This is a genomic window from Citrobacter rodentium NBRC 105723 = DSM 16636 (genome assembly GCF_021278985.1).
Classification (GTDB): domain Bacteria; phylum Pseudomonadota; class Gammaproteobacteria; order Enterobacterales; family Enterobacteriaceae; genus Citrobacter_A; species Citrobacter_A rodentium.
Genome location: NZ_CP082833.1, coordinates 3748417 through 3763742 on the forward strand (window position 1 = coordinate 3748417; position 15326 = coordinate 3763742).

14 protein-coding genes are annotated in these 15326 nt (G+C 55.8%); 10 read left to right on the plus strand and 4 right to left on the minus strand.

Annotation, left to right across the window (positions count from 1 at the left end):
- The first annotated feature begins 97 nt into the window (after positions 1-97).
- The 3 genes from rnm (at position 98) to rluB (ending at position 2572) form a co-directional block, all read left to right on the plus strand.
- A complete protein-coding gene (gene rnm / locus K7R23_RS17785) occupies positions 98-979 on the plus strand; it encodes an RNase RNM (RefSeq protein WP_012905980.1) in 882 nt (293 codons plus the stop codon).
- The gene (locus K7R23_RS17790) at positions 976-1596 is read left to right on the plus strand and encodes an L-threonylcarbamoyladenylate synthase (protein WP_012905979.1); all 621 of its coding nucleotides are present in this window, start codon (positions 976-978) and stop codon (positions 1594-1596) included. The genes rnm and K7R23_RS17790 overlap by 4 nt, the downstream gene beginning before the upstream one ends.
- A gap of 100 nt (positions 1597-1696) precedes the next feature.
- Positions 1697-2572 carry a 23S rRNA pseudouridine(2605) synthase RluB gene (gene rluB / locus K7R23_RS17795; protein ID WP_012905978.1) on the plus strand — a complete coding sequence of 292 codons (876 nt, stop codon included), beginning with the start codon at positions 1697-1699 and terminating at the stop codon, positions 2570-2572.
- Positions 2573-2698: 126 nt separating this feature from the next.
- Here the strand turns inward: rluB and cobO are convergent, their stop codons facing one another.
- Positions 2699-3289: a cob(I)yrinic acid a,c-diamide adenosyltransferase gene (gene cobO, locus K7R23_RS17800; RefSeq protein ID WP_012905977.1), complete on the minus strand. Its 591-nt coding sequence runs from the start codon at positions 3287-3289 to the stop codon at positions 2699-2701.
- Positions 3286-4047, minus strand: a complete 762-nt coding sequence (locus tag K7R23_RS17805; protein WP_012905976.1) for a YciK family oxidoreductase — start codon at positions 4045-4047, stop codon at positions 3286-3288. Before K7R23_RS17805 ends, cobO begins: the two co-directional genes overlap by 4 nt.
- Positions 4048-4260: 213 nt before the next feature.
- Between K7R23_RS17805 and sohB the strand changes: the two genes are divergently transcribed.
- A complete protein-coding gene (gene sohB / locus K7R23_RS17810) occupies positions 4261-5307 on the plus strand; it encodes a protease SohB (RefSeq protein ID WP_012905975.1) in 1047 nt (348 codons plus the stop codon).
- A gap of 57 nt (positions 5308-5364) precedes the next feature.
- Here the strand turns inward: sohB and K7R23_RS17815 are convergent, their stop codons facing one another.
- A complete protein-coding gene (locus tag K7R23_RS17815; protein ID WP_012905974.1) occupies positions 5365-5616 on the minus strand; it encodes a YciN family protein in 252 nt (83 codons plus the stop codon).
- Between the two features lie 395 nt (positions 5617-6011).
- Here K7R23_RS17815 and topA point away from each other — a divergent pair, with 395 nt between their 5' ends.
- From topA to acnA, 5 genes are all read left to right on the plus strand, one after another.
- On the plus strand, positions 6012-8609 hold the full coding sequence (topA, locus tag K7R23_RS17820) for a type I DNA topoisomerase (RefSeq protein WP_012905972.1): 2598 nt from the start codon (positions 6012-6014) through the stop codon (positions 8607-8609).
- A gap of 301 nt (positions 8610-8910) precedes the next feature.
- Positions 8911-9885: an HTH-type transcriptional regulator CysB gene (gene cysB / locus K7R23_RS17825; RefSeq protein WP_012905971.1), complete on the plus strand. Its 975-nt coding sequence runs from the start codon at positions 8911-8913 to the stop codon at positions 9883-9885.
- Positions 9886-10188: 303 nt separating this feature from the next.
- Positions 10189-10350, plus strand: coding sequence for a YmiA family putative membrane protein (locus tag K7R23_RS17830; protein ID WP_012905970.1), 162 nt, complete (start codon positions 10189-10191; stop codon positions 10348-10350).
- A 285-nt stretch (positions 10351-10635) separates the two neighbouring features.
- Positions 10636-10731 carry a small membrane protein YmiC gene (gene ymiC, locus K7R23_RS17835; protein WP_148222083.1) on the plus strand — a complete coding sequence of 32 codons (96 nt, stop codon included), beginning with the start codon at positions 10636-10638 and terminating at the stop codon, positions 10729-10731.
- A 249-nt stretch (positions 10732-10980) separates the two neighbouring features.
- On the plus strand, positions 10981-13656 hold the full coding sequence (gene acnA, locus K7R23_RS17840) for an aconitate hydratase AcnA (RefSeq protein ID WP_012905967.1): 2676 nt from the start codon (positions 10981-10983) through the stop codon (positions 13654-13656).
- A 56-nt stretch (positions 13657-13712) separates the two neighbouring features.
- Here the strand turns inward: acnA and ribA are convergent, their stop codons facing one another.
- Positions 13713-14309: a GTP cyclohydrolase II gene (gene ribA, locus K7R23_RS17845; protein WP_012905966.1), complete on the minus strand. Its 597-nt coding sequence runs from the start codon at positions 14307-14309 to the stop codon at positions 13713-13715.
- Positions 14310-14505: 196 nt separating this feature from the next.
- On the opposite strand from ribA, the gene pgpB reads away from it, so the two are divergent.
- The gene (gene pgpB, locus K7R23_RS17850) at positions 14506-15270 is read left to right on the plus strand and encodes a phosphatidylglycerophosphatase B (RefSeq protein ID WP_012905965.1); all 765 of its coding nucleotides are present in this window, start codon (positions 14506-14508) and stop codon (positions 15268-15270) included.
- The last annotated feature ends 56 nt before the right edge of the window (positions 15271-15326 follow it).

Consider the following 15326-nt stretch of genomic DNA (forward strand, 5'->3'; position numbering starts at 1 on the left):
CTAGTTCGATGGGTTATTGTCAACACCTGATTTCAGTAAATTTGCCGGAACCGTTATGATGCGCAGGCAAGTCCATTTTTTGACACGGGAGCTCGCCTTGAGCGACACGAATTACGCAGTGATTTATGACCTGCACAGCCACACAACCGCCTCTGACGGAACGCTGACGCCAGAAGCGCTGGTTCACCGGGCTGCTGAGATGCGCGTCGGCACGCTGGCGATCACCGACCATGACACCACGGCCGCGATCCCGGCGGCAAGCGAAGAAATTTCACGTTCCGCTCTGCCGCTGACCCTGATCCCTGGCGTGGAGATCTCTACGGTCTGGGAGAATCATGAGATCCATATTGTGGGTCTGAACATCGATATCGCGCATCCGGCGCTGCGCGCCTTTCTGGCGCAGCAGAGCGAACGCCGTCAGCATCGGGCGAAGCTTATCGCTGAACGGCTGGAAAAAGCGCATATTCCGGGCGCGTGGGAAGGGGCGCTGCGTCTTGCCGACGGCGGCGCGGTGACCCGTGGCCATTTCGCCCGCTACCTGGTGGAGTGCGGCAAAGCAGCAACGATGGCTGATATATTTAAAAAGTATCTTGCGCGCGGGAAAACCGGTTACGTTCCGCCGCAGTGGTGTACAATAGAACAAGCTATTGATGTCATTCATCATTCCGGCGGTAAGGCGGTGCTTGCCCATCCGGGACGGTATAACCTTAGCGCTAAGTGGCTGAAAAGACTGGTGGCGCATTTTGCCGAACTTCACGGCGACGCGATGGAAGTCGCGCAGTGCCAGCAATCCCCCAATGAGCGAACGCAGCTGGCGGCGCTTGCCCGCCAGCATCAGCTATGGGCATCGCAGGGATCTGATTTTCATCAGCCATGCCCATGGATAGAGCTGGGACGTAAGCTCTGGCTACCGGCAGGCGTCGAAGGCGTCTGGCAGCTCTGGGAACAGCCGCAGAACACCACAGTGAGGGAAGTATGAGTCAGTTTTTTTATATCCATCCTGATAACCCGCAGCAGCGACTGATAAATCAGGCCGTTGAGATCGTGCGTAAAGGCGGAGTGATTGTCTATCCAACCGACTCCGGCTATGCGCTCGGTTGCAAAATTGAAGACAAAGGGGCGATGGAGCGCATTTGTCGTATTCGCCAGCTGCCGGACGGGCATAATTTCACCCTGATGTGTCGCGATTTGTCCGATCTGTCAACCTATTCGTTTGTTGACAACGTGGCGTTTCGTCTGATCAAAAACAACACGCCGGGCAACTACACTTTTATCCTGAAAGGCACGAAAGAGGTGCCGCGCCGTTTGTTGCAGGAGAAGCGTAAAACTATCGGCCTGCGCGTGCCGTCAAATCCGATCGCGCTTGAGCTGCTGGCGGCGCTCGGCGAGCCGATGCTTTCAACCTCGCTGATGCTGCCGGGCAGCGAGTTTACCGAGTCCGATCCGGAGGAGATTAAAGATCGGCTGGAAAAACAGGTGGACCTGATTATCCACGGCGGCTACCTCGGCCAGCAGCCGACGACGGTTATTGATTTAACCGATGATTCGCCGGTAGTGCTGCGCGAAGGCGTGGGCGACGTTAAACCTTTCTTATAAGGACGCAACCCGCTATACTACGCGGCCTTAAAATGGCGCTGTAAAGCGCCGTTGATTCTCCTGTTCGACGCCTGTGAAGGCGACACCTGAAGGAAGCTCTATGAGCGAAAAGTTACAAAAAGTGCTGGCGCGCGCCGGCCACGGTTCGCGCCGTGAAATCGAATCCATTATCGAAGCAGGCCGCGTCAGCGTTGACGGCAAAATCGCCAGGCTCGGCGACCGTGTTGAAGTGACGCCGGGCCTGAAGATCCGTATCGACGGGCATCTGATTTCGGTAAAAGAATCTGCGGAACAAATTTGTCGCGTGCTTGCGTACTATAAGCCGGAAGGCGAGCTGTGCACGCGTAACGACCCGGAAGGGCGTCCGACGGTGTTCGATCGCCTGCCTAAGCTGCGCGGCGCGCGCTGGATTGCCGTGGGTCGTCTGGACGTCAATACCTGCGGGCTGCTGCTGTTTACCACCGATGGCGAACTGGCTAACCGCCTGATGCACCCGAGCCGCGAAGTGGAACGTGAATATGCGGTGCGCGTGTTTGGTCAGGTGGATGATGCGAAAATCCGCGACCTGAGCCGCGGCGTGCAGCTGGAAGATGGTCCGGCGGCGTTCAGAACCATCAAGTTCAGCGGCGGTGAAGGCATTAACCAGTGGTATAACGTCACCCTGACGGAAGGGCGCAACCGTGAAGTGCGCCGTCTGTGGGAAGCGGTGGGCGTCCAGGTAAGCCGCCTGATCCGCGTTCGCTACGGCGACATCCCGCTGCCGAAAGGCCTGCCGCGCGGCGGCTGGACGGAGCTGGATCTGGCTAAAACCAACTACCTGCGTGAGCTGGTGGAGCTGCCGCCGGAAACCACCTCGAAAGTGGCGGTGGAGAAAGATCGTCGTCGGATGAAGGCGAATCAGATCCGCCGTGCGGTGAAGCGTCATAGCCAGATGAGCGGCGGCCGCCGTTCCGGTGGACGTAACAACAACGGTTAGTTGCGCCTCTTTGTGCCTGATGGCGCTGTGCTTATCGGGCCTGCATCCGGCTTTGTGCCTGATGGCGCTGTGCTTATCAGGCCTACACTCCGTTGAAGCGATTATGCCGCCATCGGGCAGAGAGTGTTAATAATCAATTCCCATCTGGGCTTTTACGCCCGCTTCGAAGGCATGTTTAACCGGACGCAGTTCGCTGACGGTATCGGCCAGTTCAAGAATATCCCGATGACAGCCGCGACCGGTGATAATCACCGTCTGCTGAGGCGGACGGCGGTTAAGCGCGTTAAGCACCTCTTCCAGCGGTAAATAGTCGTAGGCCACCATATAGGTCAGCTCATCGAGGATGACCATATCCAGCTGCGGATCGGCCAGCATTCGTTTGCCGTGCTCCCACACCGCCATACAGGCTGCGGTATCGGACTCGCGGTTTTGCGTCTCCCAGGTGAAGCCGGTCGCCATGACCTGAAATTCCACGCCGTGCGGCTCCAGCAGATTGCGTTCGCCGTTCGGCCAGGTTCCCTTAATAAACTGCACCACGCCGACTTTTTTACCGTGTCCGACGGCGCGGGTGGCGGTGCCGAAGGCCGCGGTGGTTTTCCCCTTACCGTTGCCGGTAAAAACGATGATAATGCCGCGTTCGTCCTGCGCTTCGGCCACGCGGGCGTCGACCCGCTCTTTAACCCGCTGCTGGCGCTGTTGATAACGTTCTTCACTCATTGGGCGATTCCTGGTTTACGGCCCGGCTGGGCGTCGAAAGTCATGCCGGTTTTACGTCGGCTGTCGTCGCCCATCAGCCACAGGTACAGCGGCATAATATCGGCAGGGGTTTTGAGCTTATGCGGATCTTCCGTCGGGAAGGCGCTGGCGCGCATACCGGTGCGGGTTCCGCCCGGATTAATACAGTTAACGCGCAGGGGATGGTTCTGGTACTCATCGGCCAGCACCTGCATCATGCCTTCGGTGGCGAATTTGGAGACGGCATACGCGCCCCAGTTGGCGCGCCCCTGTCGGCCTACGCTGGAAGAGGTAAAGACCAGCGATCCGCAATCTGACTTCAGTAATAAAGGAAGCAGCGCCTGGGTGAGCATAAAGGTGGCGTTAACGTTGACCTGCATCACCTGTTGCCAGACCTGCGGATCCTGCTCGCTCATCGGGCGGATGTCGCCCAGCAGACCGGCATTGTGCAACACGCCGTCGAGACGGGGATAGTGTTCGCTGATGCGCTCCGCCAGCTGTCGGCAGTCGTCGGCGGTGCAGGTGAGCAGATCGAGCGTGAACCACTGCGGCTGTCTGCCCGTTTCCGTACTCATCGTTTCGGCGACGCGGCGCAGCTTCTCATCGTTGCGTCCGAGCAAAATGACGCTTGCGCCGAAGCGGGCGTAGGTCAGGGCGGCTTCGCGGCCTATGCCATCGCTGGCTCCGGTGACCAGGATAATGCGTCCCTGAAGAAGATCGTGTTTCGGTTGATAATGCATGGCTACTCCCCGGCGACATGCGTGGCCGCTCTGCTTCTCGTTGACTTTTGGGGTTTATGCCTGAATCGCCGCGAGAATTCAATCGGCGAAGGGCGATAACGGCCTGAAATGAACGTTTTGTCATACTTTTCTACGCCGCGATATCCCGCGAGACGTTGCCTGACGCCTGTTGTACACTGAGCGCAGGCTAAGTTGTTAACCAAGGTGGGTCTTGTGGAATTGTTGTCTGAATACGGGCTGTTTTTAGCCAAAATCGTCACCGTTGTCGTGGCTATCGCCGCCATAGCCGTCATCATCGTGAACGCCGCCCAGCGTAAACGACAGCGTGGCGAACTGCGGGTGACTAACCTCAGCGAACAATATAAAGAGATGAAAGAGGAGCTGGCGACCTCGCTGCTCGACAGCCATCAGCAGAAACTCTGGCACAAAGCGCAAAAGAAAAAGCGCAGGCTGGAGGCGAAAGCGGCAAAAGCGAAGGCCAGACAGGCGGAAAACAGCGCAACGGACACCCCGCGCGTCTGGGTGCTGGATTTCAAAGGCAGTATGGACGCCCATGAGGTCAACGCATTGCGTGAAGAGGTCACCGCGGTGCTGGCGGTGGTAAAACCGCAGGATCAGGTGGTGGTGCGCCTGGAAAGCCCCGGCGGCGTGGTGCATGGCTATGGCCTGGCTGCCTCGCAGCTGCAGCGCCTGCGCGATAAAAATATCCCGCTGACGGTTGCCGTCGATAAGGTGGCGGCGAGCGGCGGCTATATGATGGCCTGCGTGGCGGATAAAATCGTCTCAGCGCCGTTTGCGATTATCGGTTCGATCGGCGTGGTCGCGCAGATCCCCAACTTCAACCGTTTTCTGAAGGGAAAGGACATTGATATTGAGCTGCATACCGCTGGTCAGTACAAACGCACGCTCACCCTGCTGGGCGAGAACACCGAGGAAGGGCGACAGAAATTCCGCGAGGATTTAAACGAAACTCACCAGCTGTTTAAAGCGTTTGTCCATCGTATGCGCCCGAAGCTGGATATTGAAGTGGTCGCTACCGGCGAGCACTGGTATGGTCAACAGGCGCTGGAGAAGGGGCTGATTGATGAAATTAACACCAGCGACGAGGTGATCCTGAACCTGATGGACGGACGCGAAGTGCTGAATGTGCGCTACTTACAGCGTAAGAAGCTGATGGACCGCTTCACCGGCAGCGCGGCGGAAAGCGCCGATCGCTTACTGTTGCGCTGGTGGCAGCGGGGACAAAAACCTTTGATGTAAACGCGACAGGCCGGATAAGCGCAGCTCACGGCGCCATCCGGCACTACACCGCCTGCGTTAATCAATCAGGTGATACTTTTCGGAAAGCACATGCGCCAGATGTTTAAACATATTAAATACGGCGGTGCTTTTCGCCGTTGGCAGACCCTGTTCGTCTAAAAAGTAATCACCGCTGAAGACCAGCACGCCATTGCGCTGCGTAACGCCGGTGGCTTCAATTCCCGCCAGCGTGTCCTCATGCTCACGAATGATTTTGTTCGCCTCTTTTAACAGCGTTTCGCGATCGATAGGTTGCGTCTCTTTTTGCATTTTTTACTCCTTAAACAAGAACATTAGTCTACGCCGGGCGTCGCTAATGGGCAAATATTCCCTCATCGCCGACAGGGGCATGTCAACCTTCGCTTACTGGCAAGTTTTAGTTTTGCATGCTAATAAAGTTGCGTAACGAATTTTATCAGGTACAGTGTGACGCTTTCGTCAATCTGGCAACAGAATTGCTTGACATTCGACCGAAATTCCGTCGTGCTATAGCGCTTGTGTGCGAAAAAACCTGTTAACTCAGTCACCTGACTATTTAGTACACAGAGTCAGAACAAGGGGTTGATATCCGCAGACGCAGAGACCATATGCATGTCTCGTCGCCGGTGGAAGGTGAATCAACGTGCGACGCATTCCTGGAAGAATCAAATTAGGTAAAGGTGAATATGGGTAAAGCTCTTGTCATCGTTGAGTCCCCGGCAAAAGCCAAAACGATCAACAAGTATCTGGGTAGCGACTACGTGGTTAAGTCCAGCGTCGGTCATATCCGTGATTTGCCGACCAGTGGCTCAGCAGCTAAAAAGAGCGCCGACTCTACCTCCACCAAAACGGCTAAGAAGCCTAAAAAGGATGAACGTGGCGCGCTCGTCAACCGTATGGGCGTCGACCCGTGGCATAACTGGGACGCACATTACGAAGTGCTGCCCGGTAAAGAGAAGGTCGTCTCTGAACTGAAACAACTGGCTGAAAAAGCCGACCACATCTATCTCGCAACCGACCTTGACCGCGAAGGGGAAGCCATTGCCTGGCACCTGCGGGAAGTGATCGGCGGGGATGACGCGCGCTACAGCCGCGTGGTGTTTAACGAAATTACCAAAAATGCGATTCGCCAGGCGTTTGAGAAGCCGGGCGAACTGAATATCGACCGGGTAAATGCCCAGCAGGCGCGCCGCTTTATGGACCGCGTGGTGGGCTACATGGTATCTCCGCTGCTGTGGAAAAAAATCGCCCGCGGCCTGTCCGCTGGTCGCGTGCAGTCGGTCGCGGTGCGTCTGGTGGTCGAACGCGAACGCGAGATTAAAGCGTTTGTTCCGGAAGAGTTCTGGGAGATCGACGCTAATACCACTACGCCTTCCGGGGACGCGCTGCCGTTGCAGGTGACCCACCAGAACGACAAACCGTTCCGGCCGGTTAACCGCGAGCAGACTCAGGCGGCAGTCAGCCTGCTGGAGAAAGCGCGTTACACGGTTCTTGAGCGTGAAGATAAACCCACCAGCAGCAAGCCTGGCGCGCCGTTTATCACCTCCACGCTGCAACAGGCGGCGAGCACGCGTCTGGGCTTCGGGGTGAAGAAAACCATGATGATGGCGCAGCGCTTGTATGAAGCGGGCTACATCACCTACATGCGTACCGACTCCACTAACCTGAGTCAGGATGCGGTCAACATGGTTCGCGGTTATATCAGCGACAGCTTCGGCAAAAAATATCTGCCGGACAGCCCGAACCAGTACGCCAGCAAAGAAAACTCGCAGGAAGCGCACGAAGCGATTCGTCCTTCTGACGTCACCGTGTTGGCGGAAACGCTGAAGGATATGGAAGCCGATGCGCAGAAGCTGTATCAGCTGATCTGGCGCCAGTTTGTCGCCTGTCAGATGACGCCAGCCCAGTACGACTCCACCACGCTGACCGTGGGCGCCGGCGATTTCCGCCTGAAAGCGCGTGGCCGTATTCTGCGCTTCGACGGCTGGACGAAAGTGATGCCTGCGCTGCGTAAAGGCGACGAAGATCGTACGCTGCCAGCGGTGAACAAAGGCGATGCGCTGACGCTTGTCGAACTGATTCCGGCGCAGCACTTCACCAAACCGCCGGCGCGTTTTAGCGAAGCCTCGCTGGTCAAAGAGCTGGAAAAACGCGGCATTGGTCGTCCTTCGACCTACGCGTCGATCATTTCCACCATTCAGGATCGCGGCTATGTGCGGGTGGAAAACCGCCGCTTCTACGCCGAGAAAATGGGTGAAATCGTCACCGACAGGCTGGAAGAGAACTTCCGCGAGCTGATGAACTACGATTTTACCGCCCAGATGGAAGACAGCCTCGATCAGGTCGCCAACCACGAAGCGGAATGGAAAGCGGTGCTCGACAACTTCTTCAGCGATTTTACCCAGCAGTTAGACAAGGCTGAGCAGGATCCGGAAGAGGGCGGAATGCGCCCGAACCAGATGGTGTTAACCAGCATCGACTGTCCGACCTGCGGTCGCAAAATGGGGATTCGTACCGCCAGCACCGGCGTGTTCCTCGGCTGCTCCGGCTATGCGCTGTCGCCGAAAGAGCGCTGCAAAACCACCATCAACCTGGTGCCGGAAAACGAAGTTCTCAACGTGCTGGAAGGCGACGACGCAGAGACTAACGCCCTGCGCGCGAAGCGCCGCTGTAAGAAATGCGGCACGGCGATGGACAGCTACCTGATCGATCCGAAGCGCAAGCTGCACGTCTGCGGTAACAATCCGACCTGCGACGGCTACGAGATTGAAGAAGGCGAATTCCGCATTAAGGGCTATGACGGGCCGATCGTGGAATGCGAAAAATGCGGTTCCGAGATGCACCTGAAGATGGGACGTTTTGGTAAGTACATGGCGTGCACCAACGACGAGTGTAAGAACACGCGTAAGATTCTGCGCAATGGCGAAGTTGCGCCGCCGAAAGAAGATCCGGTTCCGCTGCCAGAGCTGCCGTGCGAAAAATCGGATGCTTATTTTGTGCTACGTGACGGTGCGGCTGGCGTTTTCCTCGCCGCCAACACCTTCCCGAAATCCCGCGAAACGCGCGCGCCGCTGGTGGAAGAGTTATATCGCTTCCGCGATCGCCTGCCGGAAAAACTGCGCTATCTGGCCGACGCGCCGCAGCAGGATCCGGAAGGCAACAAAACGCTGGTGCGGTTCAGCCGTAAGACCAAACAGCAGTATGTTGCTGCGGAAAAAGACGGGAAAGCGACCGGCTGGTCTGCGTTTTACGTCGACGGTAAGTGGGTCGAAGGGAAGAAGTAACGCTTTTCAGGACGCTTCCTGCCGCCAACGGGTTAACGACCCGCTGGCGCTTACCGGGCCATTATACCAGGGCGGATAAGCTACAGCCGCCCTCCGGCACAATAAATCCCCTTATTCAGAGCCGCAGTCGCGGCTCTGTTTTTATTCCTGCCTTATTAATTTTTCTCCTTATCTATACACAACCGATATAAGTGATATAGTGGTTATAGTTAACGACTTTTTTATTATTAAATCGTATTAGCAGCGCGTCGCCGCCTGCGTATAAACGATGACCTGATGGCGCTAATCTGGATGGTTTAATATGAAATTACAGCAGCTACGCTATATCGTTGAGGTGGTGAACCATAACCTCAATGTCTCCTCAACCGCTGAAGGACTATACACCTCTCAACCCGGCATCAGTAAACAGGTGCGTATGCTGGAAGATGAGCTTGGCGTACAGATTTTTGCCCGCAGCGGTAAGCATCTGACCCAGGTGACGCCAGCGGGGCAGGAGATTATCCGTATTGCCCGTGAAGTCCTGTCGAAAGTGGACGCCATCAAGTCGGTGGCCGGTGAACACACCTGGCCGGATAAGGGCTCGCTGTATATCGCCACAACCCATACCCAGGCGCGCTACGCGCTTCCCGGGGTGATAAAAGGCTTTATTGAACGCTATCCCCGCGTTTCCTTGCATATGCATCAGGGATCGCCCACGCAGATTGCCGAAGCCGTATCCAAAGGCAATGCCGATTTCGCTATCGCTACCGAGGCGCTGCATCTGTATGACGATCTGGTGATGCTGCCGTGCTACCACTGGAACCGCTCTATTGTGGTGACGCCGGAACATCCGCTGGCGAAGAAAAGCGCCGTTTCGATTGAAGAATTAGCCCAGTATCCGCTGGTGACCTATACCTTCGGCTTTACCGGTCGTTCTGAGCTGGACACCGCCTTTAACCGTGCCGGGCTGACGCCGCGGATCGTCTTTACCGCCACCGACGCCGACGTGATTAAAACCTATGTCCGTCTGGGGCTGGGGGTAGGTGTGATTGCCAGCATGGCGGTGGATCCGCTATCCGATCCCGATCTGGTGCGCGTTGATGCCCATGACGTCTTTAGCCATAGTACCACCAAAATCGGTTTTCGCCGCAGCACGTTCCTGCGTAGTTACATGTATGATTTCATTCAGCGTTTTGCGCCGCATCTGACGCGCGACGTGGTCGATACCGCGGTGGCATTGCGATCAAATGAAGAAATTGAAGCGATGTTTAAAGATATAAAATTACCTGAAAAGTAATTCATACCAATATAGCTTCCGGTATCTTTATCCCCTGTAAGAAACCGGAAGTTTTAATTAAGTCACAATTTTTCGTTAGCCAGACTTCCCAATAAAATTAACCCTACTGCAATCAGGGTGAATCCGCCGTAAAGTAGCGTCTGAATAGCCGTCCCGCAAATGCCGTTTTCTCATTATTTATTTTTGATCAAAAGATTGAATTATTCACTGCCGACGATTCGTAAATTCGCTGGATTTTTGACTAGAATTTCATTAGGATTTGTCTCATCTGATGATTAATTGTACCGATTGTTTGGTGCTGAAATGCTAAGTGAAGTCGATTGTATGAGGTCAGCAATGCCGTCTGAAAACCAGGAACCGCGTCGCGACCCTGAGCTTAAACGCAAAGCATGGCTGGCGGTATTTCTGGGTTCCGCGCTGTTCTGGCTGATCGTGGCGCTGGTGGCGTGGAATGTTTGGGGGTAAAAATGGCTGTTCACCCACAGCAGCGGGTTTCGTTACCTACATGTCAGTCTCATGACAGCGTGCGAAAAACAAAAAGCGTGCGTGAGACGGTGCCTGATAGCTGGAAACTGACCCGTCAGCAGCAGGCATTTATTGATTCCTTCAGCGAAGAAGATAAAAAGAAACAATAATCGACACCCCTCTTTGCGCGCATTTTTATACGCGCGATCGCTTTACTGATACACCACAGCAATAAAACGTTGAGACTGTTCAACACAGGTATTAAACAAAAAGTCGGTGTAGCCTATGATTACTGCAAATATGAAATACTGGTCGTGGATGGGGGCGTTCTCACTTTCGCTGCTCTTCTGGGCTGAACTTATCTGGGTTATCGCCAGGTAATATCCTCGTTCTGTCGGATGACGGCGCAAACCCCGCTCCGTCTGCTCAGCGAAACATCGTCAGTTGCTTCTGCTCTTACCAGACCTCGCTACGGCGAGGTTTTGTTTTTCTTTCCTGCGTCTTTTCTGCAAGGTTTTTCCTCTTTTATCAATTTGGGTTGTTATCAAAACGTTACAGCTTGTTTGTGTTATCTTTAATATTCACCCTGAGGAGATCAGGGCATCGCAACCCTGTCATTAAGGAGGAGCTATGTCGTCAACCCTACGAGAAGCCAGTAAGGACACGTTGCAGGCTAAAGACAAAACCTACCACTATTACAGTCTGCCTCTGGCTGCAAAATCGCTGGGCGATATTTCCCGTCTGCCCAAGTCACTCAAAGTATTGCTGGAAAACCTGCTGCGCTGGCAGGATGGCGATTCCGTTACCGAAGAAGATATTCAGGCGCTGGCAGGCTGGCTGAAAAACGCCCATGCCGACCGGGAGATCGCGTATCGTCCGGCGCGCGTACTGATGCAGGATTTTACCGGCGTGCCGGCAGTCGTCGATCTCGCGGCCATGCGCGAAGCGGTTAAGCGCCTCGGGGGCGATACTGCAAAGGTCAATCCGCTGTCGCCCGTCGATCTGGTTATCGACCACTCGGTCACCGTCGATCATTTTGGCGATGATGATGCCTTCGAAGAGAACGTGCTCCTCGAAATGGAACGTAACCACGAACGCTATCTGTTCCTCAAGTGGGGGCAGCAGGCCTTTAGCCGCTTTAGCGTCGTGCCGCCGGGCACCGGGATTTGCCACCAGGTCAACCTGGAGTATCTCGGTAAGGCTGTCTGGAGCGAGCTGCAAAACGGGGAGTGGATCGCTTATCCGGATACGCTGGTCGGAACCGACTCCCACACCACCATGATTAACGGTCTGGGCGTGCTGGGCTGGGGCGTCGGCGGCATTGAAGCGGAAGCCGCGATGCTCGGACAGCCGGTCTCTATGCTGATCCCGGATGTGGTCGGCTTTAAGCTGACCGGTAAACTGCGTGAAGGCATTACCGCTACTGACCTGGTGTTAACCGTCACCCAGATGCTGCGTAAGCATGGCGTGGTGGGTAAATTTGTCGAATTTTATGGCGACGGCCTTGATTCTTTACCGCTGGCCGATCGCGCGACTATCGCTAATATGGCGCCGGAGTATGGCGCCACCTGCGGCTTCTTCCCGATCGATGCCGTCACGCTTGAGTACCTGCGCCTGAGCGGTCGTCCTGAAGATCAGGTGGATCTGGTTGAGAAGTATGCCAAAGCGCAGGGGATGTGGCGTAACTCAGGCGACGAGCCTGTTTTCAGCAGTACGCTGGCGCTGGACATGAACGACGTTGAGGCAAGCCTCGCCGGGCCGAAACGCCCGCAGGATCGCGTCGCCCTCGGCGATGTGCCAAAAGCATTTGCCGCCAGCAATGAGCTGGAGCTGAATCACGCGCAAAAAGACCGGCAGCCGGTGGAGTATGTGATGAACGGCCAGCGCTATCAGCTGCCGGACGGCGCGGTAGTGATTTCTGCGATCACCTCCTGTACCAACACTTCTAACCCGAGCGTGCTGATGGCCGCAGGCTTGCTGGCGAAAAAGGCGGTTACGCTGGGGCTGAAACGGCAGCCGTGGGTAAAAGCGTCGCTGGCGCCGGGATCAAAAGTGGTTTCCGATTATCTGGCCAAAGCGAAGCTGACGCCGTATCTCGACGAGCTGGGCTTTAACCTGGTCGGTTACGGCTGCACGACCTGTATCGGTAACTCGGGTCCGCTGCCGGAGCCCATCGAAACGGCAATTAAAAAAGGCGATTTGACCGTCGGGGCGGTGCTGTCTGGCAACCGCAACTTTGAGGGACGCATTCACCCGCTGGTAAAAACCAACTGGCTGGCCTCGCCGCCGCTGGTGGTGGCCTATGCGCTGGCGGGCAATATGAACATCAACCTGGCGACTGACCCGCTGGGGCACGACAGGAAAGGCGATCCGGTTTATCTGAAGGACATCTGGCCGTCGGCGCAGGAAATTGCCCGCGCGGTGGAGCTGGTGTCATCTGAAATGTTCCGCAAAGAGTATGCGGAAGTATTTGAAGGTACGGATGAGTGGAAGGCGATCAATGTCGCGCGTTCTGACACCTACGGCTGGCAGGACGATTCAACCTATATCCGCCTGTCGCCGTTCTTTGATGAAATGCTGGCGGAACCGGCGCCGGTTACCGATATCCACGGCGCGCGCATTCTGGCGATGTTAGGGGATTCCGTCACCACCGACCATATTTCGCCTGCGGGCAGCATTAAAGCGGACAGTCCGGCGGGGCGCTACCTGCAAAGTCACGGCGTTGAACGCAAAGACTTCAACTCCTATGGCTCCCGGCGCGGAAACCATGAGGTGATGATGCGCGGGACGTTTGCCAATATCCGTATCCGCAATGAAATGGTGCCCGGCGTGGAAGGGGGAATGACGCGCCATCTGCCGGGAACAGAGGTGATCTCTATCTATGATGCGGCGATGCGGTATCAGAAGGAGAATACGCCGCTGGCGGTGATAGCGGGGAAAGAATATGGCTCAGGCTCCAGCCGCGACTGGGCGGCAAAAGGCCCGCGCCTGTTAGGCATCCGCGTGGTTATTGCTGAGTCGTTCGAACGTATCCACCGCTCAAACCTGATCGGGATGGGCATTCTGCCGCTGGAGTTCCCGCAGGGCGTGACGCGGAAAACGCTGGGCCTGAACGGGGAAGAGAGGATCGATATTGCCGATCTCGCCAACCTGACGCCCGGCGCGACGGTGCCGGTCACTCTAACCCGAGCCGACGGCAGTCAGGAGGTGGTGCCATGCCGCTGCCGTATTGATACGTCAACCGAGCTAACCTACTACAGGAACGACGGCATCCTGCATTATGTGATTCGTAATATGCTGACGTAAGTAAATAAAAAGCCTGCATATTTCCATGCAGGCTTTTTAATTTGCCGGGCGGCGGCTCAGTTCTCTTTACCCAGCAGATGGCCCATTTTAGCGGCTTTGGTGTCCAGATAGTGCTCATTGTTGGGATTGCGCCCGACGATCAGCGGCACGCGCTCAACGATATTAATTCCCGCTTCGGTGAGAATTTCCACTTTTTTGGGGTTATTGGTCAGCAGGCGGACCTCATCAACGCCCAGCAGTTTGAACATATCCGCGCAAAGGGTGAAATCGCGCTCATCGGCGGCAAAGCCTAACTGATGGTTGGCTTCCACCGTGTCATAGCCCTGATCCTGCAACGCATAGGCGCGAATTTTATTCAGCAGGCCAATGTTTCGCCCCTCCTGACGGTGATATAGCAGGATCCCGCGTCCTTCTTCCGCAATGTGCGCCAGCGCGGCTTCCAGCTGAAAACCACAGTCGCAGCGCAGACTGAACAGAGCGTCGCCCGTCAGACATTCTGAATGGACACGCGCCAGAACCGGCGTCTGGCCTGAAATATCACCATACACTAACGCGACGTGATCGTGTCCGGTTGCCAGTTCTTCAAAACCCACCATCAGGAAATCGCCCCATGGGGTTGGCAGTTTGGCTTCTGCCACTCGTTTAAGCTGCATGTGTTTCTCCAGATAATACCGGCACGCGATGTTGTGCCGTCGCCTGTTGGCTTATCGCCTTATTTTGCCATAAGGCGACGGCGTTCACCTAATTGCTGCCATGCTATCGCTCGGGGAATGGCACAAATCTGTCAATTTTACCGGGCGGGCGGTTTTTCAGTTATGATTGTGGGACTTATCGGTAAAAGAGGTGTTCATGCTGTCGATTGCAAAACGTACCGCAACGGGTGCGGGATTACTGCTGATTATGCCTGTTGCCGTGTGGGTCTCCGGGTGGCGCTGGCAGCCAGGTCAAGACAACTGGTGGCTGAAAACAATGTACTGGATAACCGAAACGGTGACGCAACCCTGGGGAATCATCACCCATGTGCTCCTCTGCGCATGGTTTTTCTGGTGTTTACGTTTTCGTCTTAAAGCGGCGCTGATGCTCTTTACTATCCTGGCCGCCGCGATCCTGGTCGGGCAGGGGGTGAAGTCTTGGGTGAAAGCGCATGCGCAGGAACCGCGTCCTTTTGTTATCTGGCTGGAAAAAACGCACCATATTCCGGTGGATGAGTTCTACACTTTAAAACGTAAGGCGCGTGGCGACCTGGTCAGAGAGCAACTTTCTACCGAGCAGGATATTCCGGAGTTTCTGCGCCAGCACTGGCAAAAAGAGACCGGCTTCGCATTTCCTTCCGGCCATACCATGTTTGCCGCCAGCTGGGCGCTGTTAGCCGTGGGGCTGTTATGGCCGCGCAGGCGAACTCTGACCATCGCGATCTTACTGGTCTGGGCGACGGGCGTGATGGGCAGCCGTCTGCTGCTGGGTATGCACTGGCCGCGCGATCTGCTGGTCGCAACGCTGATTTCATGGGCGCTGGTGACCCTGGCAACATGGCTTGCCCAGCGGATCTGCGGCCCGCTTACGCCGCCGCCGGAAGAGCAACAGGAGATCGCGCAGCGCGAATCAGAAAGCTGATGCCGGTTGAATTTGCGTATTTAGCCCTTAAATCACAGGAAGGCCGAACGCTTTTC

Excerpts from the sequence above, each read along its gene's own strand:
- K7R23_RS17790 (WP_012905979.1), top strand. The coding sequence starts at position 976 with ATGAGTCAGTTTTTTTATATCCATCCTGATAACCCGCAGCAGCGACTG.
- rluB (WP_012905978.1), top strand. The coding sequence starts at position 1,697 with ATGAGCGAAAAGTTACAAAAAGTGCTGGCGCGCGCCGGCCACGGTTCG.
- cobO (WP_012905977.1), bottom strand. The coding sequence starts at position 3,289 with ATGAGTGAAGAACGTTATCAACAGCGCCAGCAGCGGGTTAAAGAGCGG.
- K7R23_RS17805 (WP_012905976.1), bottom strand. The coding sequence starts at position 4,047 with ATGCATTATCAACCGAAACACGATCTTCTTCAGGGACGCATTATCCTG.
- K7R23_RS17815 (WP_012905974.1), bottom strand. The coding sequence starts at position 5,616 with ATGCAAAAAGAGACGCAACCTATCGATCGCGAAACGCTGTTAAAAGAG.
- topA (WP_012905972.1), top strand. The coding sequence starts at position 6,012 with ATGGGTAAAGCTCTTGTCATCGTTGAGTCCCCGGCAAAAGCCAAAACG.
- cysB (WP_012905971.1), top strand. The coding sequence starts at position 8,911 with ATGAAATTACAGCAGCTACGCTATATCGTTGAGGTGGTGAACCATAAC.
- K7R23_RS17830 (WP_012905970.1), top strand. The coding sequence starts at position 10,189 with ATGCTAAGTGAAGTCGATTGTATGAGGTCAGCAATGCCGTCTGAAAAC.
- ymiC (WP_148222083.1), top strand. The coding sequence starts at position 10,636 with ATGATTACTGCAAATATGAAATACTGGTCGTGGATGGGGGCGTTCTCA.
- acnA (WP_012905967.1), top strand. The coding sequence starts at position 10,981 with ATGTCGTCAACCCTACGAGAAGCCAGTAAGGACACGTTGCAGGCTAAA.
- ribA (WP_012905966.1), bottom strand. The coding sequence starts at position 14,309 with ATGCAGCTTAAACGAGTGGCAGAAGCCAAACTGCCAACCCCATGGGGC.
- pgpB (WP_012905965.1), top strand. The coding sequence starts at position 14,506 with ATGCTGTCGATTGCAAAACGTACCGCAACGGGTGCGGGATTACTGCTG.